Origin of the sequence: Flavobacterium bizetiae, assembly GCF_024271895.1 — a bacterium.
In the GTDB taxonomy this organism is placed as follows: domain Bacteria; phylum Bacteroidota; class Bacteroidia; order Flavobacteriales; family Flavobacteriaceae; genus Flavobacterium; species Flavobacterium bizetiae.
On record NZ_CP091861.1, the window covers coordinates 296,642 to 322,210 of the forward strand.

Consider the following 25,569-nt stretch of genomic DNA (forward strand, 5'->3'; position numbering starts at 1 on the left):
TATACTTTTTTTTGCTTACAATTCGTTGATTTTAGCAATCAATTGATTAGCAGTTTCTTCCAATTCAACATTGATTTGTTTAAAGTGCGCTTTTTTGTTTTCAACGTTCTTAGCATTCACTTTTGTGATCAAAGTATCAAAAGCAAGGATAGCCTGATCGATCAAAGCATTCGTTTCTGGAGTAGGATTTCCTGTAGTAGACATTTCAAATAAGTAAATTGCCTCAATAATATCTCCTAATACGAAGTTGATGTCTTTCTTTAAATTTTTAACGTTTGCCATTTTATTTTAATTTTAATTTGCGACTGCAAAAGTACACATTATCTTTAGATTAAGTGCTATGAAATGTAAATTTCTAAAATTGAAGCTTTTCCGCTCAAAATAAATGCATTTATCTCAGCCGGAACCAAAACTGTATCACCTTTTATATACGATTGTTTGAATCCATTATATTCGATTTCAAAACTTCCTTCGATACACATATAAACCGTAAAAGTTTCACCTGATTTAGAAACTTCGACTTTATTTTCTAACGGAATAAAATTCGTGGTAAAATAAGGACAATCTACTACTACATTAGATGTATTCGCTTTTGTCTCATATTTCTTTTGTGTATCTACCTTATTATAATTTATAGCATCAAGTGCCAAATCTACATGAAGCTCTCTTGTATTTCCCTGAGCGTCTTTACGATCAAAGTCGTATAAACGATAGGTAATATCAGATGTTTGCTGAATCTCAGCCACTACTAAACCTGCTCCAATAGCATGAACGGTTCCGGTTTCTAAAAAGAAAACATCTCCGGCTTTTGCTTTTACATCATCTAAAATCGAAACTAATGTTTTATCATTTAAATGTTTCAGGTATTCTTCTTTACTTGAATCCTCTTTAAAACCAACAATGATTCTCGCATCAGCATCTGCTTGTGTTACATACCACATTTCGGTTTTACCAAAAGAGTTATGACGTTCTTTTGCTAATTTATCATTTGGATGAACTTGTATCGAAAGATCTTCGCGAGCATCTAAATATTTAAAAAGCAACGGAAATTGTTTTCCAAAACGCTCATACACTTTCGTTCCCAGAATTTCATTTGGCATTTCGTCGATAAGTTCCATAAGGGATTTTCCTTTCAAAACTCCATTAGAAACCACACTAACATCACCTTCTACAGTTGACAATTCCCAGCTTTCACCGGTAATTTTAGAAACAATTGGTTTGTTCAGAATCGTTTTTAATTTTTCTCCTCCCCAGATTCTGTCTTTTAAAATGGGCTCAAATTGTAAAGGGTATGATTTTAGGTTCATTTTTTTAGGTTAATCTTTATTAAATCAATATCAAATTGATATTCTTTTTTATTTCTATAATACTAATTCTTTGACTGTTTCAAGTGCTTTCGGAATATGTTTTCCGGCATTCATACTATCAAAAATTAAAATAACCACACCATTTCTATCAATAACATAGGTTACTCTTCCTGGCAAAAGACCAAATAAACTATCGCGAACACCAAAAAGGTGTCGCAATTTTTTATCCTGATCTGATAACAATATAAAAGGCAACTGATGTTTGTTGGCAAATTTATGGTGCGACTTTACACTATCGCTGCTTATACCAATAACTTCAGCTCCTAAGTCTTTAAAATCTTCGTATTGATCTCTAAAACTACAGGCTTCAGTTGTACATCCGGGCGTATTATCTTTTGGGTAAAAATAAATCACTAGAGGTTTTCGTCCCAAAACACTTTGGCTTTCAAAAACTTCTCCATGACTATCCTTTGCAGTAAAATTCGGAACTATATCTCCTATTTTTAATGACATTTTTTATTCTCCTTTATAAGTTACAAAATTACGGTCCGTTTCATTCAGCACGATTTCTAAATCAAAATCAGGCTGAATTCTTTTTCTAATTTTATTCCATATCACAACGGCAATGTTTTCTGCAGTTGGATTCAAATCCTGAAATTCCGGAACATCCAGGTTCAGGTTTTTGTGATCAAACGGAATTTCTACTTCTTCCAGTATAATATCCGCTAATACTTTCACATCTAAAACAAAACCAGTTTCGGGGTCAACTTTTCCTGTAACACTTACTGTTAAACCATAATTATGACCATGAAAATTGGGATTATTGCATTTTCCAAAAACGGCATTGTTTTTTTCAGATGTCCAATCTTTTCTGTGCAATCGATGTGCAGCATTAAAATGTGCTTTTCTTGATATGGTTACTCTCATTGTGGCGGTTGGTTAGTCTGGGTTAAAGCTTGTGATCTTCTAAATAATGATCAAATTCATCAAAAATTATTTTAAACCAAACGGTATAAATTTCAGGTTGTTTCTCAATATCCGCTTTTACGTCTTCGATCTTCATCCATTTCCAGTCTTCGACTTCTTCAGGATTTATCGCCGGAGCATCATTATAATATCCAATCATAACATGATCCAGTTCGTGTTCTGTTAAACCGTTATCGAAAGGTGCTTTATAAATAAAATGAAAAAGTTCTTTCAATTCGGCTTTAAAACCCATTTCTTCAAACAACCTTCGACTTCCGGCTTCGACATTCGTTTCTCCTTCACGCTGATGGCTACAACATGTATTGGTCCAGAGTAAAGGTGAGTGATATTTGTGATGAGCACGTTGCTGCAACATAATTTCGTTTTTATCATTTAAAATAAAAACCGAAAAAGCACGGTGTAAGACCGCTTTTTCATGTGCTTCTAATTTTGGCATTAGGCCAATTTGCTCATCGTTTTCGTTTACTAATATTACGTTTTCTTCTATCATAGGGCTTATTGATCAAACAAAAATACGAAAAAAGAAATGGCTTGAAAATCCTACGAGAGATTGTGAAAAGTTTAACGAGCGATGCATTATACAAAAAGCTGATTCAGAACAGAATACAAACCATTTAATTTAAAAAATCCTTTAAAAATAAGCCCTAAAAACTAAAACGGAATGTTTTACGTACATAATAAAAGTTAAAACATACTTAAAAAAATCTCAATTGTAAAGTACACGACATTTCAAGGCGAAATCTCGTCGTATCTTTGAAATCACAGAATTAAAGGACTCAAAAACAATGAAAACAAAAACCCAAATCTTCAGCCTTTGCTTTTTAATTCCGCTTTTTATTTTACAGGCCTGCGGACAAAGCGCAAAAAAAACAAATACCAAAACAGTCGTTATGGAAAACAAGATCAGCAAACCCGGAAATCCTTATTACTCGAATACAGACACCACAAAACTTAATGTAACAAATGCGGAGTGGAAAAAAGTATTACCAGATGATGTTTACGCTGTAATGCGCGAAGCAGATACTGAAAGACCTTTTACCGGAAAATACTGGAATACTGACGAAAAAGGAACTTACTATTGTGCTTCATGCGGAAATTTACTTTTTCGTTCCGGAGCAAAATTTGCCAGTAGCTGCGGATGGCCCAGCTTTTTTGAACAAGACAACAAAAAAAGCGTAGTGTATAAAAATGATAATTCTTTAGGAATGGAAAGGATAGAAGCGCTTTGCGGTCGCTGCGGCGGACATTTAGGCCATCTATTCGATGACGGACCTGCACCAACCGGAAAACGTTACTGTATGAACTCGATCGCACTTGACTTTGTTCCTGATTCTAAATAAAACAACGATGAAAAATATATTTTTAATTGCCATTTTCGCATTATCCCTGAATGGATTTGCACAAAATACTAAAACAAAAAACGCTTCGAACCTTGAAACTATTACACTAGGCGGAGGTTGTTACTGGTGCGTTGAAGCTGTTTACGAAAATTTAGACGGAGTAAAATCTGTAGTTTCGGGTTTCTCAGGAGGAAAAGTAGCCAACCCTACTTATGAAGAAGTTTGCACAGGAACAACAGGTCATGCCGAAGTAGTGCAAATAACGTACGACAAAACAAAAACAGATATTAATGAAATTTTTCAGGTTTTCTTTACCGTTCACGATCCAACAACATTAAACCGTCAGGGTGCCGATGTTGGAACTCAATATCGATCTGTAATTTTTTATAAAAACGTCGAACAAAAAAATGCCGCCGAAAGTATTATTGCCGAGTTAAACAAAGCAAAAGTATACAACAGTCCGATTGTAACGAAAGTCGAACCGTTTAAAGCATTCTATAAAGCCGAAGATTATCATCAAAATTATTATGCAAACAACAAAAATCAGCCGTATTGCAAAATGGTAATTCAGCCTAAAATCGAAAAATTCGAAAAAGTCTTTAAAGACAAATTAAAAAAGAAATAATTTCTCATTTATATTGGTTAATAATAGTTGCCGCTCATGAAAATGGGCGGTTTTTTTTTGTTTTTTTTTGCCACAGATTAGAAGATTTTCTCAGATTATAATTAAGCTGAGCCAAGTGTTAAAAATCATTTTAATCCATTTAATCTGTGGCAATAAGAATGATTTTTACTTTACTTTGTATTCTAAAAATACCTAAAAAATGAAAGCACTTACCTTCTCTTCTTTTGGAAATTCTGATGTTTTAGAATATATCGAAATTCCGAATCCTGAATTAAAAACCGATGAGATTTTAGTCGAAATGAAAGCCATTGGATTAAATTTTGCCGATGTTTACAGACGAAAAGGAAATTATCACCTAAAAGGAAATCCGCCTTTTATTGCCGGTTACGAAGGTTCTGGAATTGTCGTAGATAACAACAATCATCCCGAATATAAAATTGGAGATCGCGTGGCTTTCGCCGATGTTCCTTTTGCGAATGCAGAACTGGTTGCTGTAAATACCAATCACGTTTTGCCACTGCCCGAAGCCATTTCTTTCGAAACCGCAGCCGCTATTTTACTACAAGGTTTAACCGCACAATATCTCGCAACCGACAGTCATAAAACTACCAAAGGCGAAACCGTATTAATTCACGCCGTTGCTGGCGGAGTTGGTCAATTTCTTACTCAAATTAGTAAATCTTTAGGCGCCAATGTTATTGGCTTAACCTCATCTCCAGACAAAGCAAAAGTGGCGCTCGAACAAGGTGCCGATCATGTTTTTCTGTATAATGAAGATTGGAAATCAGCTATTTTTAAAGTAATTCCAAATGGCGTTGATGTCGTTTATGACAGTATCGGAAGCACTTTAACCGATAGTTTTGAAGTTACCAAAGAATGCGGACAAGTCGTTTTCTTCGGTATGGCGGGTGGAGATCCTGAACCCGTAAATCCGAGAATGCTCATGGATACTTCAAAAACTTTAACCGGAGGAGATTTATGGAGCTATTTAAACTCAAAAGAAGAAAGAATCAAAAGATCTGGTCAATTATTCAACTGGATCATCGAAGGAAAAATAAAGCTTTCAGAACCAACTTCTTTCAAATTATCCGAAGGAAAACAAGCACATGATTATCTCGAAAGCCGAAAAAGTACCGGAAAGATTATTTTGATTCCGTAAATGATTAGGGCGTGTGTATGCAGTTTTCAGTCTCAGTCTCAGACTCAGACTCAGACTTACGCTTCAGCACAATCTTGTCATCCCGAGGAAGGAGGGATCACACTCGGAACTCAATAAGGATTTTCGATATACTTTGCGGAATTTCTAGTGTGATCCCTCCTTCCTCGGGATGACAAACTAAACAAAATAATATTATGAAAATGGTGCTCCTAGCCCCGATAGAAGTGGAAATCCTTTTGTGGCGTCCCGATAGCTATCGGGAGCCACAAAAGATTGGAACGGATTGCTTCGCCAATTCGCACTTTCAGGCTCGGGTGCGGGATTAGCTCCTAAAAAAAATACATTTATCACAGAAATCAGGATAACAGATAAAACTGATAATTTAATTTATAAACTATCTACCTCAATTTTCGTCAATTCAGACAATTCTAAAATTCTCGCAACATCACTTTTATTTGCTACAAAAAACAAGTAATTATCTCCGTGCGTATCGTAACTCATTAATTCAAAACCTCTTTTTTCTAAAGCCGATTGTATATAAGGAAACAAATCATGACTATAGGTTTCTTCCGGATAATCGAAATTAAGATCTTCGCCTATCATTTCTGAGATAAAGGCTTCTGCATCTTCAGGATCAAATTTCCAGTCGCTGTTCCAGGCATCGATAATTTCAAAAAAAGCCCAATGACCTTGCACTATTTCATGATATTCTGTATGACCTTTTTTAAAATTCTTTAATAGCTTTTTTGACTGCTTCTGAACTAATTTCTCATCGATACTTCCTCTCGAAACTAATTTTATAAATTCTTCAAAAGTTTCCTGGGTAATCTCAACTTTTTCTGGCAATAAATTTTCCTGCGAAAGAAGCTGAACACTTTCAGGTAATGTAATATTAAGATACTGACAAATACCTTGTAAAATCTTTTCAAATTCTTTAAATCCTATTTTCTGAGTTTCATTTTTAGGATCATTTATATCAATAGACTCAGCTTCTAATATTCCCTTTGTATAATCCAGAAAATAACTATTATTATAGATCATTCTAAAATCATTCGTTTCTAAGCTATTGGTACAACAAAAAAAGATCATGAAATTATGCAAAACATGTTTCAGATACTTTTTAGCTTCGGGCGATGGCTCGCTATAAAACTGAATATGAATATAATCGTATTCTAATTCCTGAAGCATTTGTTCTTCAGAAACGGGACCAATATTAATCTTTTTATATATTTCGTTCAAAACTTCGTAAGCGTTTTTAAATCCGCTTTTCTTAATTTCAGCCCTACCTTCTTCATGATCGAAAGAACTTGGAAACGAATATAAACTTACAGAAATCGTATCATGAACTCCTTTCATTTTAAATTCAAAATTATTATTTCCATTATATAATTCTGAATAAATAAGATCCATAACATCAAAAGAAACAATCGATTTTGGATCATTATTTCTACCAAAGAAATTAGAAAAGAAGTTCTTCATAATACTATATTATTTTAAAGTTTCGGCAATCATCAAAGCACATTTTTCGCCATCAATCGCAGCAGATATAATTCCGCCGGCATAACCTGCTCCTTCTCCACAAGGATACAAACCTTTTATTTGCAAATGCTCATACGTTATTGGATCTCTCGGGATACGAACCGGAGACGAAGTTCTGCTTTCGGGCGCATGCAAAATAGCTTCATTGGTCAAATAACCGCGCATTGATTTTCCGAATTCCTTGAAACCTTTGCGTAAAATTTGTGATAAAAATCCAGGGAAAACCTGTCCCATTTCTACCGAAGTTGTTCCGGGAACGTAAGAAGTTTTAGGAATATCAGCAGAAACTTTATTTTGGGTAAAATCGACCATTCGCTGTGCAGGAACTTTTTGGGTTTCTCCGGCCAAATGCCACGCTTTTTGTTCGATACTTTTTTGAAATTCCATTCCGGCCAAAGCACCAAATTTTGCAAAAGGTTTAAAATCTTCTGATTTTAATTCGATCACAATTCCGGAATTTGCCGTAACCTGATCACGTTTAGACGGCGACCAACCATTTGTAACCACTTCACCCGGACTTGTAGCACAAGGCGCAATAACACCTCCCGGACACATACAAAACGAGTACATTCCGCGACCGTTAACTTGTTTTACAATAGAATATGGCGCCGGTGGCAAATGCTCACCACGATAATCGCAGCTATATTGAATACTATCTATTAATTCCTGCGAATGTTCTGCACGAACTCCCAAAGCAAAAGGTTTTGCTTCGATAAATATTTTCTTTTTATCTAATAATTCAAAAATATCACGCGCTGAGTGTCCGGTTGCCAAGATTAATTTATTAGCCAGAATCTTATCTCCTTTTTGAGTTACAATTCCTTCAACCTCATTATTCTTCACCAAAATATCAGTTACACGGGTATCAAACAAAACCTGACCACCAAACTCGATAATTTTGTTTCGGATATCTTCAATAATTTTAGGTAATTTATTTGTCCCAATATGCGGATGTGCTTCAACCAAAATATCTTCTGAAGCTCCAAAAGCAACTAAAAGTTCTAATATTCTAGTCACATCACCACGTTTTTTAGAACGCGTATATAATTTTCCGTCAGAATAAGTTCCTGCTCCTCCTTCGCCAAAACAATAATTCGAATCTTCGTTTACGATATGATCTACGTTTATTGCTTTTAAGTCACGACGGCGGCCACGAACATCTTTTCCGCGTTCGATTACAATTGGCTTTAAGCCTAATTCTATTAATTGCAAAGCAGCAAAAAGTCCAGCCGGACCTGCTCCAACCACAATTACTTCCTGAGCCGAAGAAACGTCCTTATATATAGGTAGCTCGATTTTAGTTTCCTGAAAAGATTCTCCTTGTAAATAAATGATCACTTTCAGGTTGATTTTTATCGCTTTTTGTCGCGCATCAATAGATCGCTTTAAAATAGAAACATGTTGAATTTCCTTAGGAGAAACCTTTATTTGTTTAGACAAATAGTCTTTTAGCAACAATTCGTTTGCAGCTATTTCTGGAGTTACCTGAAGTAAAAGTTCTCTTGGCATTTTATTTTATTTATTCAATTAGCTTTTCTATTTATGAAAAGAACATGCAAAAATACTATTTTGAACTGACTTTATATAATTAACCGCGAAGTGCACTAAGTTTTATTTTTTAATCTCGCAAAGTCGCGAAGATGCAAAGTTTTTTATTTTCTTAGCAACTCTGCGTTTCTAAAGAAAAAAAACTTAGTCCCGATAGCTATCGGGATAGTATCTCAGAACCTCAGTACCTTTTTTCAAAATAGACTTTGTACCTTTGCCACTCTGAACCTTTGCACCTTAAAAAAAAATGTCTAGAAAAATAAAATTGATTTGGGATTTTCGTGGTCCGGCTTCGGCAAAAACAGCCGAACATCATGAAATTCATTTAAAAGAATATATCGCAATAGAAAAATTGCCTTTGAATATTACAGGATTTAAAATCATAAACGATATGCACGCTACCGCTTTTATGGTAGTAACAGATGAAAATATGATTGCCGTACGTGATGCTTTGAAGCCTCATCGCGGGGAAGTATATGAAGGGTGAGAAAGTCTCAGTCTCAGTGGCAGTTTACAGTTATGTACTGAGAATAAATTTAAGCCACAGTCTCAGTTTTCGGTCACAGTTTACAGTTCTGACTGTAACTGTAAACTGTGACTGTAAACTTTTTTAATTCGCTACTTCGCTAATAAATTTTATTCGCATTAAGCGCAATTCATCAATATCATAATCGCCATCGAATTCTTTAAGAGCGTCTTCGATTTTATCTGATTCTGATTCCATGAAATAATCATGAATTTCTTCTTGCTGATCTTCATCAAGCATATCATCTACCCAATACTTAATATTCAATTTAGTTCCTGAATAAACAATCTGTTCCATTTCTTTGATCAGAGCATCCATCGAAAGTCCTTTTGCAGAAGCGATATCACTTAACGGCAACTTTCGATCTATATTTTGAATAATATATAATTTGTTTGCCGAATTTACTCCGGTAGATTTCACAACCAAATCGTCTGGACGAATAATATCATTATCTTCTACATAACGACTAATTAAGGTCACAAAATCATTACCGTATTTTTTAGCTTTTCCTTCACCAACACCATGTATATTATACAATTCGGTTAAAGTGATTGGATATTTTAAAGCCATATCTTCAAGAGAAGGATCCTGAAAAACAACAAACGGAGGAACTCCTAGTTTTTTGGCTACTTTTTTACGTAGTTCTCGCAACATTCCCATCAGAACTTCATCAGCAGTTCCTGATGATTTTGCTGCGGTTACGATTGCTTCATCTTCAGATTCATTATACTCATGATCTTCAGACATCATAAATGAAACTGGCTTTTTAATAAAATTCAAACCTTCTTTAGTGATTTTTACCACACCATAAGTTTCAATATCTTTCGATAAATAACCAGCAACTAAAACTTGTCGCAATAATGCCATCCAATATTTCTCGTCATGATCTGATCCTGAACCAAAAAAGGATTGCGTATCTGTTTTATGCGCTTTAATTACAGCATTTACTCTACCTATTAAAGTAAAGACAATTTCTTTTGACTTATATATATGTTTGGTATCGCGAACAATTTCAAGCAATTTAACGGCCTGATCTTTCGCCTCAACTTTAGTTTTAGGATTACGAACATTGTCATCCATGTCTGCACCTTCTCCGGTTTCGCTGTCAAATTCTTCACCAAAATAGTGCAACAAGAATTTTCTACGTGACATCGAGGTCTCAGCGTAAGCCACAACTTCCTGCAATAAAGCAAAACCAATTTCTTGTTCTGCTACTGGTTTACCGGACATAAATTTCTCCAGCTTTTCTACATCTTTATAAGAGTAATAAGCCAGACAATGTCCTTCACCTCCATCACGACCGGCACGACCCGTTTCCTGATAGTAACTTTCTAGTGATTTTGGAATATCATGATGAATTACAAAACGAACGTCTGGTTTATCAATTCCCATTCCGAAGGCAATTGTTGCTACAACCACATCTACATCCTCCATCAGGAACATATCCTGATGTTTGGCTCGTGTTTTAGCATCTAAACCTGCGTGATAAGGCACCGCGCTGATTCCGTTTACTTGTAAAACTTCGGCAATCGATTCTACTTTTTTACGGCTTAAGCAGTAAATAATTCCTGATTTGCCTTTATGTTGTTTGATAAATCGAATAATATCCGATTCAATATTTTTAGTTTTTGTCCGAACTTCGTAATATAAGTTTGGTCTGTTGAAAGATGCTTTAAAAGTATTTGCATCAGACATGTCCAGGTTTTTAAGAATGTCTTCCTGAACTTTTGGGGTTGCAGTTGCCGTTAATCCAATGATTGGCACTTGCCCTAATTGTTTAATAATGTTTTTCAGATTTCGATATTCAGGCCTAAAATCATGACCCCATTCTGAGATACAATGTGCTTCATCAATAGCAACAAATGAAATAGGAACACTTTGTAAAAAAGCTACATATTCTTCTTTTGTCAAAGATTCCGGTGCCACATATAAAAGTTTGGTCAAGCCAGAAGTAATGTCTTTTTTTACTTGTGCGATTTCTGTTTTGGTAAGAGAGGAATTTAAGACATGCGCAATTCCGTTTTCTGAGGAAAGGCTTCTGATGGCATCAACCTGATTTTTCATCAAAGCAATTAAAGGAGAAACAACAATTGCTGTTCCGTCCTGAATTAAAGCGGGTAATTGATAACAAAGAGACTTTCCACCGCCAGTAGGCATGATTACGAAGGTATTCTTTTTGTTTAAGATACTCGTAATGACTTGCTCCTGCAAACCCTTAAATTGGCTAAAGCCGAAATACTTCTTTAATTCCTTGTGTATTTCAATTTCGTTTGAATTCATTATTTATATTAATGGTATTTTGTATAAATTTGCAACACATAAAGATACAACTTTCTTTTATACATACAAATTTAAAATATCCTGTTTTGATTACAAAGGAAAATATATTGGCGATTGCCAAAAAAACAATACTCTCTGAAAGTGAAGCAATTACAAAGCTAATTGATTTTTTAGACGAAAATTTCTACGAAGCTGTCCAACGTATTTACGAAACCAAAGGCAGATTAATCGTTACAGGCATCGGAAAAAGCGCTATCATAGCTCAAAAAATGGTAGCCACTTTTAACTCAACTGGCACACCATCTATGTTCCTGCATGCTTCAGAAGCAATTCACGGAGATTTGGGAATGATACAAAACGAAGATATCATTATTTGTATTTCTAAAAGTGGAAACAGTCCTGAAATTAAAGTTTTGGTTCCGCTATTAAAACGCTTTGGAAACACATTGATTGCAATAACAGGAAACGTTACTTCATTTTTAGCAAAAGGTTCTGACTATGTTTTGAACACCACAGTGGAGATGGAAGCCTGCCCTATAAATCTGGCACCAACAAACAGCACAACAGCACAACTTGTTATGGGCGATGCTCTTGCGGTTTGTTTGATGGAAATGCGCGATTTTAAACCCGAAGATTTTGCAGTTTATCATCCAGGCGGAGCTTTAGGAAAAAAATTACTGCTTCGTGTAAAAGATATGATCGAGCATTCATTAAAACCGGCTGTTACTCCGGATACTTCAGTTAAAAAGGTAATTTTTGAAATTTCAGAAAAAAGATTAGGCGTAACGGCTGTTATCGAAAATGATAAAATTATCGGAATTATTACTGACGGAGACATCCGAAGAATGCTAAACGACGTAGATACTATTGCTGACTTAACTGCAAAAGATATTATGTCAAAAAATCCTAAATCAGTATCATCAGAAACTATGGCAGTTGATGCTTTAAACATATTAGAAGATTTTTCTATAACACAGCTTATCGTTTCAGATAACGGAGAGTACAAAGGAGTATTACATTTACATGACATTTTAAAAGAAGGAATCGTATAATGGCAAAAAAGAACCTTGGCGAGATGTCATTTTTAGACCATCTTGAAGAACTTAGATGGTTATTAGTTAGAAGCACAATTGCAATATGCATCATGGCTTTTTTTACTTATTTTATAAGTGATTATTTATTTGATCAGATTATTTTAGGCCCCATAAGACCTACTTTTTTTACTTATGTTTGGTTTTGCGATTTATCTCATTCACTAGGTTTCGCTGACAGCATTTGTATTACCGAGTTGAATTTTATTATTCAGAATACCGAAATGGAAGGACAGGTAAACATTTTTGTATGGATGTGTCTTTTAGCCGGTTTCATACTAAGTTTTCCTTTTATTTTATGGGAACTTTGGAAATTTATCAGCCCTGCATTATATGAAAAAGAAAGAAAAAATGCCAAAGTATTTATCTTCACTTCTTCATTACTTTTCTTTTTAGGAGTATTGTTCGGTTACTTTGTTGTAATACCAATGTCTGTCAATTTCGTGGCTACTTTCTCTGTAAGTGATGTTGTAAAAAATCAATTTACACTAGAATCGTATATGGGAATGGTAAAAACGAGTATTCTTGCGAGTGGTTTGTTTTTTGAATTGCCAATCATTATTTATTTCTTAACCAAATTAGGATTAGTAACTCCTGATTTCTTAAGAAAATATTGGAAATATGCTGTTGTAATTATCTTAATTGTAGCTGCAATTGTAACTCCTCCAGATGTAGTAAGTCAAACTATTGTAGCAATACCAATGTTGATTATTTACGAAGTGAGTATCCTGATTTCGAGGATTGTTTATAAAAATAAATTAAAAGAAAATGTCTGATATCGTACAGGAATTTAATGACTATCGTTCTAAAATGAACGAAAAGTTACTAGCTGATAATAACAAAATTGTAAAGAGAATTTTTAATCTTGATACGAATGCATATGCAGCCGGAGCTCTTGATGTAAAAACAAAAGAGCTTTTAGGATTAGTAGCATCGGCGGTTTTACGCTGTGATGATTGTGTAAAATATCACTTAGAAACCAGCCATAAAGAAGGGGTAACAAAAGAAGAAATGATGGAAGCAATGGGAATCGCAACTTTGGTTGGAGGAACTATTGTAGTACCTCATTTACGAAGAGCCTACGAATTTTGGGAAGCTTTGGAAGAGCAAGGGAATTAGAACAATGAGAAAATTTGATAATTAGATAATTTCTTGGAATTCTTTAATTATCAAATTTGAAAATACCCAATTAGATAATTTTGAAAACGCAATAATTTGTTAATTGATTTATCTGATTGATTATTTTACTTTTAATTTGTCCCTTCTAATAAATTTTAAAATTGAATTTGAGTTAATTATCTCATTTTCTAATTATCTAATTATCTAATTAAAAATGAAGCTAAGAGCCGATAATTTAATCAAAACCTATAAAGGTCGTAGTGTTGTAAAAGGAATTTCTGTTGAAGTTAATCAAGGAGAAATTGTTGGGCTTTTGGGACCAAATGGTGCAGGAAAAACGACTTCGTTTTATATGATTGTAGGATTGGTAAAGCCAAATCAGGGTAACATTTATCTTGATGATTTGAACATTACTGATTATCCAATGTACAAACGTGCACAGCAAGGAATTGGCTATTTGGCACAGGAAGCTTCTGTTTTTAGAAAATTAAGTATTGAAGATAATATCTTAAGTGTTTTACAATTGACTAAACTTTCAAAAGAGGCACAAATTGCAAAAATGGAAAGTTTAATCGAAGAATTCAGCTTAGAGCATATTCGTACTAACCGAGGGGATTTACTTTCAGGAGGAGAGCGTCGTCGTACTGAAATTGCACGTGCCCTTGCAACTGACCCTAAGTTTATTTTACTAGATGAACCTTTTGCAGGAGTTGACCCCGTTGCGGTTGAAGATATCCAAAGAATTGTTGCTCAGTTAAAAAATAAAAATATCGGAATCTTAATCACTGATCACAACGTTCAGGAAACATTAGCGATTACAGATAAAACATACTTAATGTTTGAAGGTGGGATTTTGAAAGCCGGAGTTCCGGAAGAACTAGTAGAAGACGAAATGGTTCGTCGCGTTTACCTTGGTCAAAACTTCGAACTTCGTAAAAAGAAACTTGAATTCTAGAAAAAAGTATTCAGTCGCAGTTTTTAGTTTCAGTAAACAACTGTAAACTAAAAACTGCGACTGAAAGCTTATTCAACAGTAATAAACTGCAACTGTTGTAAATCTCCATTATAGATATTCACATCTACTCTGTGTTTAATTCCAGGTAAAGAAGCTTTTTCTGTAAATTGCCAAAAAAGCCAATCATCTTCGATTTTTTCTCTATAGAAATTATAGTTGGCTATCCAGAATAAATATTGCCCAAATTCCTCTTTTAAAAAATCATCGTAATAACTTTCGCCTGTGTAAATTATAGGGCGCACCTGATAATGTGCCTCAACTTTATTCAACCAACGTTTTAGACCTTTTTTCAAACTATCCAATGGTTGATTCTTAGGTAATCTTTCGATATCTAAAACCGGAGGTAAATCTCCTTTTTGCAATTTTACTGTTTTAATAAAAAGATTAGCCTGCTCGATAGAGTTCTCATTTGGACGGTAATAATGATATGCTCCGCGTATGATTTTATGTTCTTTTGCTCCTTCCCAGTTTTTTTTAAACTGTCGATCAACTCTGTCATTGCCCGCAGTTGCACGAACAAACACAAATTGTACAGGATATTTTTCTTCTAAAACCTCAACTTCATCCCATTGTACTTTTCCCTGAAATTCAGATACGTCAATACCAATCACTTTTCCTTTATGATTTTCTAAAACTCTAATATTTCGAACGTCAGACAAGTGCTTATCAACAGCATCTTCGTCTAAAACTTTGTCTGATTTAAAGCCAAGATAATACTTCAGCCCATCACGATAATGATACACTGCAGCAAAGAAAAGTAATATAAAAAAAGTACAAATAATGAAACGAATTGCTTTTGCAAAAATCGATTTTTGAGGTTTCGAATTCCTGGAATAAGAAGTTCGCCTTGTCGTTTTTCTTGCCATTCAAATAAAACTACTTTTTCAAAAATATATTATTCACTACTGATAACAACACATAGAAAATAATAATTAACGGAATTGCCATGTATTGAAGCGTTATTACCAATAACAACGAGATCAATAAAAACACTATTTGAAGCACATTATCTTTTACCGTAAATTTCTTAATTTTTAAAGCAAACAAAGGAATTTCGGCATTCAAAATATAAGCACTACATAATGTTATTGCCAATAAAACCCAACGATTACTTAGGATTTCGAATACAATTAATGAATCTGAATATTCTAAAACCAAAGGAAGACTTAAAATAAAAAGTGCATTTGCCGGCGTTGGTAAACCAATAAAAGAATCTGTCTGACGTGTATCAATATTAAAATTAGCCAGTCTGTAGCAAGAACCCAAAGTTACTATAAATCCTAAAAAAGGAATAAAAACAGAACCAATAACTTCATGAGGATTGGCGCTTTTCGCAAACATAGTATACATGATATAACCTGGTACTACTCCGCTGGTTACCATATCAGCCAAAGAATCTAATTGCAAACCTAATGGGCTTGAAACTTTGAATAATCTGGCAAAAAAACCATCAAAAAAATCAAAAAATATTCCTAAACAAACAAAATAAAAAGCCATTAAATAATCGCCTTGCGAAACAAAAACAACGGCTATACAACCACAAAATAAATTGATTAATGTAATTAAGTTAGGAATGTGCTTTTTGATATTCATGATTTATAAATTTTGATAAATAGTGAACAGCAAATTTAGCATAATAACTCTATGTAAAATGCGTTTTTGCAAGAGTTTTTAATGTGAAATTCTGACTTTCGTAATATTTATCAATTGGAATAAATTTGCTGAGTAAAATATTATATTTTTGGTAAAAATTAAAACAGACTAAGATCTGCAAAAAAATATCCGTTGAAGAAAAACCTACTGCTTTTATTTTGTTTCAATTGCACATTACAATATGCACAAACTGTTCGAAAATATTCGAATGAATTTATGAATATTGGTGTCGACGCAGCTGCTTTAGGAATGTCGAGTGCAGTAACGGCTTCTACAAATGATGTAAATTCGGTTTATTGGAATCCTGCTGGTTTAACCAATCTCGAAGATCATCAAATTTCGTTAATGCACGCCAATTATTTTGCCAATATTGCCCAATACGATTATATAGGATACGCAAGCCCAATTGACGACAGAAGTGCTTGGGGAATCTCGATGATTCGTTTTGGTGTCGATGATATTATGGACACAACGCAATTAATCGACAATCAGGGAAATATTGATTATAATAGAATTCGACTCTTTTCGACTGCTGATTATGGTTTTACTTTTTCTTATGCAAGAAAGCTGCCTGTGGACGGATTTCAATATGGAGTAAATGCAAAAATTATACGAAGAATTATCGGGAAGTTTGCAAATTCCTGGGGATTTGGTTTTGATGTTGGACTGCAATTTGAGCGAAACAACTGGAAATTCGGGTTAATGCTTCGCGATATTACAACAACTTATAATGTTTGGAATATTGATGAGCAAGAATATGCGAAAATTGCCAATGCAATTCCGGGCGAAAACAACGAATTGCCTGAAAGCACCGAAATTACTTTGCCAAAAGCTCAATTAGGAGTTTCGAGAACATTCGATTTTCACAATGATTACAGCCTTTTGGTAGCCACTAACCTGAATATGCGTTTTGAGCAAACAAACGATATTATTTCATCCAGAATAGTAAGTATTGATCCTGCCGTTGGGTTTGAGTTTGGATATACTGATCTTGTTTTTTTGAGAGCCGGAGCAGGAAATTTTCAGAACGTAACACAATTAGATAATACTGAAAAATTAAATTTTCAACCTAATATTGGTCTGGGTTTCAAATATAAAGGCATTCAGATTGACTATGCCCTGACTGACTTAGGAAACCAAAGTACCGCTTTGTACTCAAATATTTTTTCTTTAAAAGTAGATTTAGGTATCTTTAGATAAAATTTACAAACCATAAACTTCTTAAAATTTTAAATCATGAAAAATGTCATTTTCAAAAAAGCACTTTTTAGTTTACTATTATTACTAAGTTTTATTGGTTTCAGTCAAAATTTACCCTTATCCAAAGATGCCAAAATAAGTGTCATCACTTGCGGATTAGGCAATGAAACCTATTCTTACTTTGGTCATACTGCTATACGAGTTGCTGATCCCGGAAATAATATTGATGTTGTTTTTAATTACGGTGCCTTTGATTTTAGAACTCCAAACTTTGTTGCCAAATTTGCAAAAGGAGATTTACAATATTTTGTAATTGTACATTCCTTCCCGGAATTTATTGACGAATATAATAATGAAAAAAGAAGTGTATTCGAACAAGAATTGCTTGTTTCTCAAGATATAAAACAAAAACTTTTTGATAATCTAAATACGACATTGGCTTCTGAAGATCGTTTTTACACTTATAAATTTATTGATAAAAACTGCACTTCGATGGTAGTAGATATTATCAATAAAAGTTTGAACGGTGAGGTTATTACGAAAAAAGGAGATACGGATATAACGTACAGATCGATTTTATTCCCTTATTTTAACGGTCATTTTTATGATCAATTAGGAACAAGTATCATTTTTGGAACCAAAGTAGATCAATTAGGAACTAAAATATTTTTGCCTTTTGAACTGAAAAATAGTTTAGAAAAAACCACTTATCAAAATCAACCTCTAGTTACTCAAAGTAAAACATTGCTTAGTTTTGAGAAAGAAACTCCGAGTTCATGGTGGAATAATGTTTATACTTATCTTTTTATTCTTGCTTTTGTTGTTTTAGCACACAATAAAATAGTAGACAAAATTTATCTTTTAATTTTATCATTTATAGGAATCTTTTTTGTTTTTATGGGATTTTATTCTTTTCACCAAGAACTGGCGATGAATTATAATGTGCTTTTATTTAGTCCATTATTATTGATTTTGATTTTCTTGTCTATTCTAAAAAATAAGAGATGGACGTATCGATTTGCAGTTTTACACCTGATATTTTTAATAGTTTACGCTATTTTCCTGATCAACAAAGCTCATTTTCTTATTGTTTTACCAATGATCATCACAAGCGGATTTGTTTTAGTAAGAGTCGCTATTCGAAACAAAAAACGTATTCCGATTATTATCTAAATTACTGTCCGCGATAGAATAAAACTGTAGTAATTGTTTTGAATGTAATACTAATATCAAGAAAAATACTGCGGTGTTTGATGTAGTATAAATCGTACTGCAATTTTATCAAACTTTCTTCTATAGATTCGCCATAAGAATAATTAACCTGAGCCCAACCTGTAAGCCCTGGCTTTATCACATGTCGGGTTTCATAAAAAGGCATTACATTAGCGATTTCTTCAACAAAAAACGGTCTTTCTGGTCTTGGCCCAATAACAGCCATATCGCCTTTTAAAACATTAAAAAACTGCGGTAATTCGTCTACTCTTGATTTACGCATCATTTTCCCGAAAGGTGTTATGCGCCTATCGTTTGAAGTGGCAAAAACAACTCCGTTCGATTCAGAATTTTCAACCATTGTTCTAAACTTATAAATTTCAAAAACAACTCCATTTTTACCAATGCGCTCTTGAGTATAAAATAATGGGCCTTTATTTGCAAAAAGATTTACAATATAAATTAAAGGAATAAAAATAATACAAAGCGATAAACCAATAAAGGAAAACAGAAATTCCATAAAACGAACCAAAGACAGGTAAAGCCTATTGGTGTTACTTCTGCTAAAAGGAAAAAATCTGTAAAAATCTCTCGCAATATAATGCACTGGAATACGTTGCGTCTTACTTTCATAAACCTGAGTATATTCGCGAATAACATTTCCTGATTCTAGCAAGTGAAGTAATTGTTGGTATAAATCGGGAGTAATTCCGTCTGTTTTTTGAGAAGCAATTATAATCTCAGAAACTTGATTTTTAGACACAAAAGCTTCCAAATCATTTTTCTTCACTTCTTTTACGTAATGAAAATTTGAATTTTCTTCAGATATAGAATCAGAATTAACAAAACCTATGATTTTATAATGAGGGTCGACGCTTTCTAATCCTAAAACCAACTCCTCAACTTGATTTTGATCACATATCAAAACAACACTTTGAGAAAATCGTTGCGACGCTAAAAAATAAACATAAAACAAGCGCCATATCAAAAGCGTAAAAAGTACTGTTGAATAAAAAATTAAGATGATTAATCGCTGCTTTGGTAATTCTGGAGATAAAAAAGGCGTAAACAAATATGCCAGACTTGAAGCTGTTGCTGTAAAAATTACACTTTGAAGAATTTGCAATTGATTACTTGCTACCTGCAGATTATAGATTTCGAATATAAATCCAAAAATGTATACATAACTTAGAAGTAAAACAATACTAAAAAAATTACTTGTATTAAAAACAAAGTAATTATAATCAAATATTAAACTTAATATGTACAATGCCGATAAAACAAAAACAGCATCAAAGAAAAGAAGTAATATTCTTCTTTCCGAAATTTCAAAATGCATTTTATTATTCGAGAACATTTATTCAGTTTGTTAGGGGCTTAAACTTGAGGCAAATGTATTATAAAAAAATAGATATTAGTCTACCGAATTTTCTCTTTTTCAGGAATCTTTACCTGAACAAAAAGAAGCGACATTGCATATACAAAAGCCGGGGCGGCAGTTCGCATCGCAGCATGATTTATAGTCAATAACCAAAAGACAAAAAAAGATAAAAAATACAAATGTTGCCTGTTATTTATATAAACAACAAAAGGAGTTACAATAAGTATCAGTAGTCCAAAAATACCAAATAAACCATGTTCACTAAGCATACGAGTAATTTCGTTATGTGAAGCAACTTCTTCACCAAATGCTTCTTTTCTAATTTGTTTTCCCATTCCCGCTCCAACTCCCAAAATTGGATTATCCATAAAAAGTTTAAATTCTTCACCCATAATTTGCTCCCTTCCTCCTAAACGGTCTTTTTTCTCTCTTCCTCTTGCATCCTGATTCGCATATCGTTTTTCGATAAGACCATTAGTCTGAAAAGAAGAATAAGTCCAAACTCCCACTGCCATAAAACCTGTTAAAACAAAAACTAATATGAATTTGCTTTTGCCTCTTGGAGAGGAATAAACATATAATAAAAATAAAACGCAAACAACCATTACTACTGCTGTAATAACCCCACCTCTGGAAAAAGTAACAATACCTCTATAAGTGATAAATAATACTAAAATACCATTTAAAGTAATTGCTAACTTTGATTTTGAAAACAATATGAATTGTGTGAAAAAAATAAAAACTCCTAAACCTAATGCTGTCGAAACCTGATTAGGTCCAAAACCTCCAGAAGTTTCAAAATTAGACTGTGTTCCAGTTACAACATCTCTAACACTAGGATTAAATAAAAACAAATACACTGTTGTACTAACTATAGGTAATCCCATTGCAACCAATACATTCTGCAAATCAGAAAATAAAATTCTTCTTTTAAACATGTAGATAGATGATAGAGCCAAACATATGGGACCCGATAAATTAAAGACTAATGATTTTTTAATATCTATAGCGGGATTAAAAATAGTAGATGTAACTAAAATTCCTGGAATTAATAAAATTAAGAAAAACCAGTATAGAAATGCATTTATTGAAAAATTATTATATATCATACCTAAAAGCATGAAAAAAATCACATTTACTTTTACAAATTCATTATTAAAATTACCTCCTGTCATTCGTAAAAAAACCTCGACTCCAACTAGATAAGCGGCAACATATAGTACTTCATTATTTGCGTTTTTAGCTTGATAAACGATAAAAAAACCAACTATTGGAATCAAAAGAGCATATAATTTCGATAAAAAAGGGATTATAAAAACAACTAAAGCAATAACTACATGAATCACAAGCAAAAAACTGTACGACAATTTTATGTTTCTCATTTTTTATCTATCTATTTTGAGTTGCAAAAGTACTTAAAGATTTTATCCATAAAATATAATTCAAAAGAATAATCTTTTCACTAAAATCCTGTTGAATCTTATTATACAAATTCAACCCTATTTCATTCCTACATTTTTCCGATTCAATCAATTTTTCGATGGCACTAACAAAAGTAGTGAGATCATTAGATTCTACAATTATCCCTTCCTTTTCAGAAGTTATAATCTTGGATATTTCACCAACATTTGTTGCAATTACAGGTAATTTATTCAAGCCGTACTCCAAAATTGCTAATGGGAGACCTTCAGAAAGAGAAGGCAAAATTGCGATCTGACATTGTAATAATGAAGAACTAACATTATCTATTGCTCCATAAAAATATACTGTATTTTGAAGTTTTAAATTTTTAATTCTTTCTTTTAATTCATCAGAATAAGAATCTTGAAAGTCTTTTCCAAATAAATGAAAAGTCCAATCCGGAAATTTCTCTTTTATTGAATTAGCAGCATCAATTAATAATTTATGATTTTTTTGTGGACGAAGATTAGCTACGCAAATAATTCTTTTATTATCAAATCCACTTAGCTTTATCTTTTCAATTGTAGCAGAAGAATCCAATATAAAATTAGGTAAATAAATAACATTGGAGCACATTAAATAAGACTTGGCCCAAACTCTCAATTTTGAATTTACTGAAATAATCCCAGTGAAAAATAGTGATCCCAGTTTTAAATTTATATTTTTTCTTGAAGATAAATCCTGTGAAATTCCATAATGATCATGCCATATGATTCCAATTTTTGGCAAAGTCAATTTTACTAAAACGGCAATAAAAAAAGAAGAACTGTGGGCATGAACAAGCTCAACTCTATTATTTTTTAAATATTTATGTAATCTAAAAACAGCCTGAATATCAATCTTTTTAGTTTTCTTTAAAAACAAATAAGATACATTTTTATCTATTTGATTTAGCAACAAACCTTCTTTTCTAGAGACAATTAATCCTGAAAACTCTATTTTTTCAGACAATGCATTGGCATAATTAACAGCCATGCGCTCTGCACCTCCAGCTTCTAAAGAATCTATTATTTGTACAATTCTCATTTCGCTAATAATTTTTCAATTTCTGTTTCAAAAAATTTGGTTGTGTACTTTTGCGACCAATTAGTCGCCAAAGCACTTTTATTAACAAAATCATTTTGATTAACAATTACACTTTCAATTTGGTGTAAATCTTTGTTTAAATTCATTTCTAACAAAATGCCTCTTTTACCATAATCAAGCATAAAAGGAACACACGAAACTTTACTGGCAATAGGGATACACCCCCAAAACATTCCTTCAGTAATTGCTTTTGGCCAACCTTCACTTTTAGAGGGTAAAATAACAAAATGGCTTTTTTTATATGCTTTTTTTATTTCTTTTTTATTTTGATTCCCGTGTAATATAATCGCAGTTTCTAAATTATTCTTTAAAATATAATTTTCTAAAAAAACTCTTTCCAAGCCTTCACCATATATATTCAAAGTCACCTTATAATTTTTTCTTATCAATTTTTGAATTAGTTCAATAGCATATAATGGATTTTTGCCAGAAACCAAGCTCCCAACAAAAATGAATTCTATTACATCATTAAAACTTGTCTTTTGGATAATTTCTTTTTCTGACTCTGAATAAGTAGCCGTAAAAAAAGATTTAATATTTTTTGATTGTTTTTTCCAATCTCCATAAACCAAAACTTTCATATTATGAGTCAAAAAAGTATTGCTCAAAATCCATTTTTGTAATTTATATGTATATGGCTGTTTACTTTTAGGATCCCAATTTCCAGCATATTTTGCAGTTTTATTTTTTTTTGGAAACAAAATCTGAACCAAACAACCTACTAAACCCATATTTCCTGGACAACGTAAATGAATATGATCAGCATTTTTCATTCCCAAAAATACTTTCCAGAAAATAATTGGTAATTTGAAAACTGAACTTAAGATATTTATAAAACTTGTAAAACTAAAATTAGGTACTTTTTTAAAAACTATTTTATTATGATCATACGGAAGATCTATCGCTGTTGGCTTGTTATTATTGCTTAAAGGTGCAACAATAATAACCTCATCGACATACTTAAACCAAATATTCATTTCCTGAACATAAGGCGCATAACCAAAAAACAAATCTTTTTTAGCAATATGTTTAACATGAGTAATTATTACAAATTTCATTTACTTCTATAATGCATTATTTTTTTGAACGATAAATTATAAAACAATTCTTGCTTTCAAATTTTTAGTTTTCATTCAAACAAGACTCTTCATTTTAATTACTTTGGTTTACTATAAATCAAACTCCACCATCCTATCATTCGCCCAATTGCTTCTGTACAAGCTTTTTTTCTATGAGCATTAGTAATCGAATTAGTAAATCGAATTAAAATCAACAAAATAGTAATAGCATTCCATTTGAAGCGATCTGAAAATTTTGGATTTGGGTTTTTAACGCGCCATACATACCAACCATTTCTCACTACCATCTTACCATATTTATATTGGTTTGGCCTGCCAGAAGCATTGTGTAAATGAGATAAATGAACATTTGTATTTATTACATTTTTTCCAAATTGCAAAGCTCTTAAACTAAAATCCGCATCTTCATATAAGCCATAACCTTCAAAAAATTTAGAAAACTTAATATTTTCTACAACAAGTTTTCTAAATGACATTGACATACCAATAAGTAAATCGACTTCATATATTTTTCCGGTTATCGGAAATCCAGAAGTTCTTCCATGTGAGAAATTCGGCATTTTTCCAGAACTCAAATTAGAAGCTAGACCTAAATAATTTCTGGCCACATTTCGTATTCCTTCTTTATAGAAATATCCCTCAAATAGATAGTATTTCTTCTCATTATACAAACAATCCTGATTTTGTAGTTTCCAATTGTACTCATTAATTGCTATTCCTCCTACCCCCGTTATATCTAAATTATTTTGAAATGTTTTTACAGTCTCAAAAAAATAATTGGATTGTAAAACTGTATCATCATCTAAAAAACAAACTATTTCTGCATCTTTACTTACTTTAGATATTCCAAAATTTCTTTGTCTCGTTAAACCTCTATTTTCCTCTGAAACTAAAAAATATTTTAAATTCTGAAATTGATTTTGTTCTAAAATAATTTTAGTTTCGCTAGAAATTGAGCCATCAACTATTATAATTTCATTGGGATATAATGTTTGCTTTTGAACTGATTGCAATAAAGCCAGCAAAGGTTCGGGACGCATGTACGTACAAACAATTAAAGAAAAGGGCAAAGGTATATTCATTACATTTTATACTTTTAAAATCAAAAAGATATTCCCCGCAGTTAATTCTTCATCAAGATATTTTTTATAATCTTCATGAAGTTGAACTTTTTTAAACAATTCATACTTTTTTGTTTCCTGATTTAAAATTTCATAATCAAGATGAATGATTTCATAATCATATTTTTTAAATATTTCCAGAAACTGAGGTAATCTTAAACGATTATGATAATCATATTTAGTATGAATTTTATCCCACTCGTTCTTACTATATTTTAAGAAATCCTGAGTGGATAAACTACTGTCATTATGTTGTCTTAAATCACTTGGCGAAATAAAATGAATAACAAGTGTACCTTTTTTTAATTGAGATTTTATCTTTTTATGTAACGCATCAACATCATCTTCATTCATGTGAGAAAGTACATAACGCGAAAAAACAATATCTACATCAGGTAAATCTTCTTTAATAATATTATAATTTGGAAAGTATTCTACTCCATCCGGAAGTTTATATTTACTATCTGGATTAAACAACACATTACAATTATATCTTTTAGAAAAAAGTGTATTTAATTCTAAAACCTTTTCTTTTTTAAAATGATGATTAATATCAAAAGTAAGTACTTTTTTTACTGCCAATTTATATTTAAAAAAATAGGGCATACTGGGAAACCAGCCTGAACCGAACTCAAAAATCACCTTATCTTTAAAGTCCAAATTTAAATCATTCATAACTCTTAAAAGTCTAAAATAAGTAAATTCGACGCTTTTTAAACGATCCTCCAAAGTTAATTTATCAAAAAAACTTTGAATCTTATGATAATAATAATCATCAACTTTATTGGGTAATAAAGAAAGTGATTTAAATAATATCGTTTTTAATTTATAATTCATGTA

Annotated in this window: 26 protein-coding genes; 10 read left to right on the forward strand and 16 right to left on the reverse strand. The window is 32.5% G+C overall.

Going from position 1 to position 25,569, the window contains the following annotated elements:
- Positions 1–15: 15 nt before the first annotated feature.
- From L0669_RS01380 to idi, 5 genes are read right to left on the reverse strand one after another with little or no spacing between them, the layout of a single operon-like run.
- Positions 16–282 carry a hypothetical protein gene (locus tag L0669_RS01380; protein WP_173972526.1) on the reverse strand — a complete coding sequence of 89 codons (267 nt, stop codon included), beginning with the start codon at positions 280–282 and terminating at the stop codon, positions 16–18.
- Between the two features lie 56 nt (positions 283–338).
- Positions 339–1,307, reverse strand: a complete 969-nt coding sequence (locus tag L0669_RS01385) for a type I phosphomannose isomerase catalytic subunit (RefSeq protein ID WP_263760756.1) — start codon at positions 1,305–1,307, stop codon at positions 339–341.
- A 54-nt stretch (positions 1,308–1,361) separates the two neighbouring features.
- On the reverse strand, positions 1,362–1,820 hold the full coding sequence (locus tag L0669_RS01390; RefSeq protein WP_173972528.1) for a peroxiredoxin: 459 nt from the start codon (positions 1,818–1,820) through the stop codon (positions 1,362–1,364).
- Positions 1,821–1,823: 3 nt separating this feature from the next.
- A complete protein-coding gene (locus tag L0669_RS01395) occupies positions 1,824–2,234 on the reverse strand; it encodes a 6-carboxytetrahydropterin synthase (protein WP_173972529.1) in 411 nt (136 codons plus the stop codon).
- Positions 2,235–2,256: 22 nt separating this feature from the next.
- Complete coding sequence (idi, locus tag L0669_RS01400) at positions 2,257–2,784, reverse strand: isopentenyl-diphosphate Delta-isomerase (protein WP_263760759.1); 528 nt, start codon at positions 2,782–2,784, stop codon at positions 2,257–2,259.
- A 295-nt stretch (positions 2,785–3,079) separates the two neighbouring features.
- Between idi and msrB the strand changes: the two genes are divergently transcribed.
- The 3 genes from msrB (at position 3,080) to L0669_RS01415 (ending at position 5,418) form a co-directional block, all read left to right on the forward strand.
- Positions 3,080–3,634 (forward strand): peptide-methionine (R)-S-oxide reductase MsrB, encoded by a 555-nt coding sequence (gene msrB, locus L0669_RS01405; RefSeq protein WP_173972531.1) that lies wholly within the window; start codon positions 3,080–3,082, stop codon positions 3,632–3,634.
- Positions 3,635–3,641: 7 nt separating this feature from the next.
- Positions 3,642–4,259, forward strand: a complete 618-nt coding sequence (gene msrA / locus L0669_RS01410) for a peptide-methionine (S)-S-oxide reductase MsrA (RefSeq protein ID WP_263760761.1) — start codon at positions 3,642–3,644, stop codon at positions 4,257–4,259.
- A gap of 199 nt (positions 4,260–4,458) precedes the next feature.
- Positions 4,459–5,418, forward strand: a complete 960-nt coding sequence (locus tag L0669_RS01415; protein ID WP_263760763.1) for a quinone oxidoreductase family protein — start codon at positions 4,459–4,461, stop codon at positions 5,416–5,418.
- Between the two features lie 387 nt (positions 5,419–5,805).
- Here L0669_RS01415 and L0669_RS01420 read toward each other — a convergent pair whose 3' ends face one another.
- Both L0669_RS01420 and L0669_RS01425 read right to left on the reverse strand, forming a co-directional pair.
- On the reverse strand, positions 5,806–6,897 hold the full coding sequence (locus tag L0669_RS01420; protein ID WP_263760765.1) for a DUF6630 family protein: 1,092 nt from the start codon (positions 6,895–6,897) through the stop codon (positions 5,806–5,808).
- Between the two features lie 9 nt (positions 6,898–6,906).
- Entirely contained in the window at positions 6,907–8,466 is a 1,560-nt protein-coding gene (locus L0669_RS01425; RefSeq protein ID WP_263760767.1) for an NAD(P)/FAD-dependent oxidoreductase, read from the reverse strand.
- A gap of 286 nt (positions 8,467–8,752) precedes the next feature.
- Between L0669_RS01425 and L0669_RS01430 the strand changes: the two genes are divergently transcribed.
- A complete protein-coding gene (locus L0669_RS01430; RefSeq protein ID WP_263760769.1) occupies positions 8,753–8,992 on the forward strand; it encodes a hypothetical protein in 240 nt (79 codons plus the stop codon).
- Positions 8,993–9,115: 123 nt separating this feature from the next.
- On the opposite strand, the gene recQ is transcribed toward L0669_RS01430, so the two are convergent.
- The gene (gene recQ / locus L0669_RS01435) at positions 9,116–11,311 is read right to left on the reverse strand and encodes a DNA helicase RecQ (RefSeq protein ID WP_173972536.1); all 2,196 of its coding nucleotides are present in this window, start codon (positions 11,309–11,311) and stop codon (positions 9,116–9,118) included.
- A gap of 86 nt (positions 11,312–11,397) precedes the next feature.
- On the opposite strand from recQ, the gene L0669_RS01440 reads away from it, so the two are divergent.
- The 4 genes from L0669_RS01440 (at position 11,398) to lptB (ending at position 14,476) form a co-directional block, all read left to right on the forward strand.
- On the forward strand, positions 11,398–12,363 hold the full coding sequence (locus tag L0669_RS01440) for a KpsF/GutQ family sugar-phosphate isomerase (protein ID WP_173972537.1): 966 nt from the start codon (positions 11,398–11,400) through the stop codon (positions 12,361–12,363).
- Entirely contained in the window at positions 12,363–13,178 is an 816-nt protein-coding gene (gene tatC / locus L0669_RS01445; RefSeq protein WP_173972538.1) for a twin-arginine translocase subunit TatC, read from the forward strand. Before L0669_RS01440 ends, tatC begins: the two co-directional genes overlap by 1 nt.
- On the forward strand, positions 13,171–13,521 hold the full coding sequence (locus tag L0669_RS01450; protein ID WP_173972539.1) for a carboxymuconolactone decarboxylase family protein: 351 nt from the start codon (positions 13,171–13,173) through the stop codon (positions 13,519–13,521). Before tatC ends, L0669_RS01450 begins: the two co-directional genes overlap by 8 nt.
- A gap of 214 nt (positions 13,522–13,735) precedes the next feature.
- The gene (gene lptB, locus L0669_RS01455) at positions 13,736–14,476 is read left to right on the forward strand and encodes an LPS export ABC transporter ATP-binding protein (RefSeq protein WP_012022391.1); all 741 of its coding nucleotides are present in this window, start codon (positions 13,736–13,738) and stop codon (positions 14,474–14,476) included.
- Between the two features lie 68 nt (positions 14,477–14,544).
- On the opposite strand, the gene L0669_RS01460 is transcribed toward lptB, so the two are convergent.
- Entirely contained in the window at positions 14,545–15,402 is an 858-nt protein-coding gene (locus tag L0669_RS01460) for a glycoside hydrolase family 25 protein (protein WP_173972540.1), read from the reverse strand.
- A 10-nt stretch (positions 15,403–15,412) separates the two neighbouring features.
- Complete coding sequence (locus tag L0669_RS01465) at positions 15,413–16,129, reverse strand: CDP-alcohol phosphatidyltransferase family protein (RefSeq protein ID WP_263760771.1); 717 nt, start codon at positions 16,127–16,129, stop codon at positions 15,413–15,415.
- Positions 16,130–16,321: 192 nt separating this feature from the next.
- Here L0669_RS01465 and L0669_RS01470 point away from each other — a divergent pair, with 192 nt between their 5' ends.
- Complete coding sequence (locus tag L0669_RS01470; protein ID WP_482168791.1) at positions 16,322–17,389, forward strand: putative type IX sorting system protein PorV2; 1,068 nt, start codon at positions 16,322–16,324, stop codon at positions 17,387–17,389.
- A 36-nt stretch (positions 17,390–17,425) separates the two neighbouring features.
- The gene (locus tag L0669_RS01475) at positions 17,426–18,562 is read left to right on the forward strand and encodes a DUF4105 domain-containing protein (RefSeq protein WP_263760773.1); all 1,137 of its coding nucleotides are present in this window, start codon (positions 17,426–17,428) and stop codon (positions 18,560–18,562) included.
- Between the two features lies 1 nt (position 18,563).
- On the opposite strand, the gene L0669_RS01480 is transcribed toward L0669_RS01475, so the two are convergent.
- The 6 genes from L0669_RS01480 to L0669_RS01505 form a co-directional block, all read right to left on the reverse strand.
- Positions 18,564–19,958 (reverse strand): sugar transferase, encoded by a 1,395-nt coding sequence (locus L0669_RS01480; RefSeq protein WP_263760775.1) that lies wholly within the window; start codon positions 19,956–19,958, stop codon positions 18,564–18,566.
- A 62-nt stretch (positions 19,959–20,020) separates the two neighbouring features.
- A complete protein-coding gene (locus L0669_RS01485) occupies positions 20,021–21,364 on the reverse strand; it encodes an O-antigen ligase family protein (protein WP_263760777.1) in 1,344 nt (447 codons plus the stop codon).
- Positions 21,365–21,371: 7 nt separating this feature from the next.
- Entirely contained in the window at positions 21,372–22,469 is a 1,098-nt protein-coding gene (locus L0669_RS01490; protein ID WP_263760779.1) for a glycosyltransferase, read from the reverse strand.
- A complete protein-coding gene (locus L0669_RS01495; protein WP_263760781.1) occupies positions 22,466–23,587 on the reverse strand; it encodes a glycosyltransferase in 1,122 nt (373 codons plus the stop codon). Before L0669_RS01495 ends, L0669_RS01490 begins: the two co-directional genes overlap by 4 nt.
- Before the next feature lie 98 nt (positions 23,588–23,685).
- Positions 23,686–24,690 carry a glycosyltransferase family 2 protein gene (locus tag L0669_RS01500; protein ID WP_263760783.1) on the reverse strand — a complete coding sequence of 335 codons (1,005 nt, stop codon included), beginning with the start codon at positions 24,688–24,690 and terminating at the stop codon, positions 23,686–23,688.
- Between the two features lie 6 nt (positions 24,691–24,696).
- The gene (locus L0669_RS01505) at positions 24,697–25,566 is read right to left on the reverse strand and encodes a class I SAM-dependent methyltransferase (RefSeq protein WP_263760785.1); all 870 of its coding nucleotides are present in this window, start codon (positions 25,564–25,566) and stop codon (positions 24,697–24,699) included.
- Positions 25,567–25,569 lie beyond the last annotated feature (3 nt).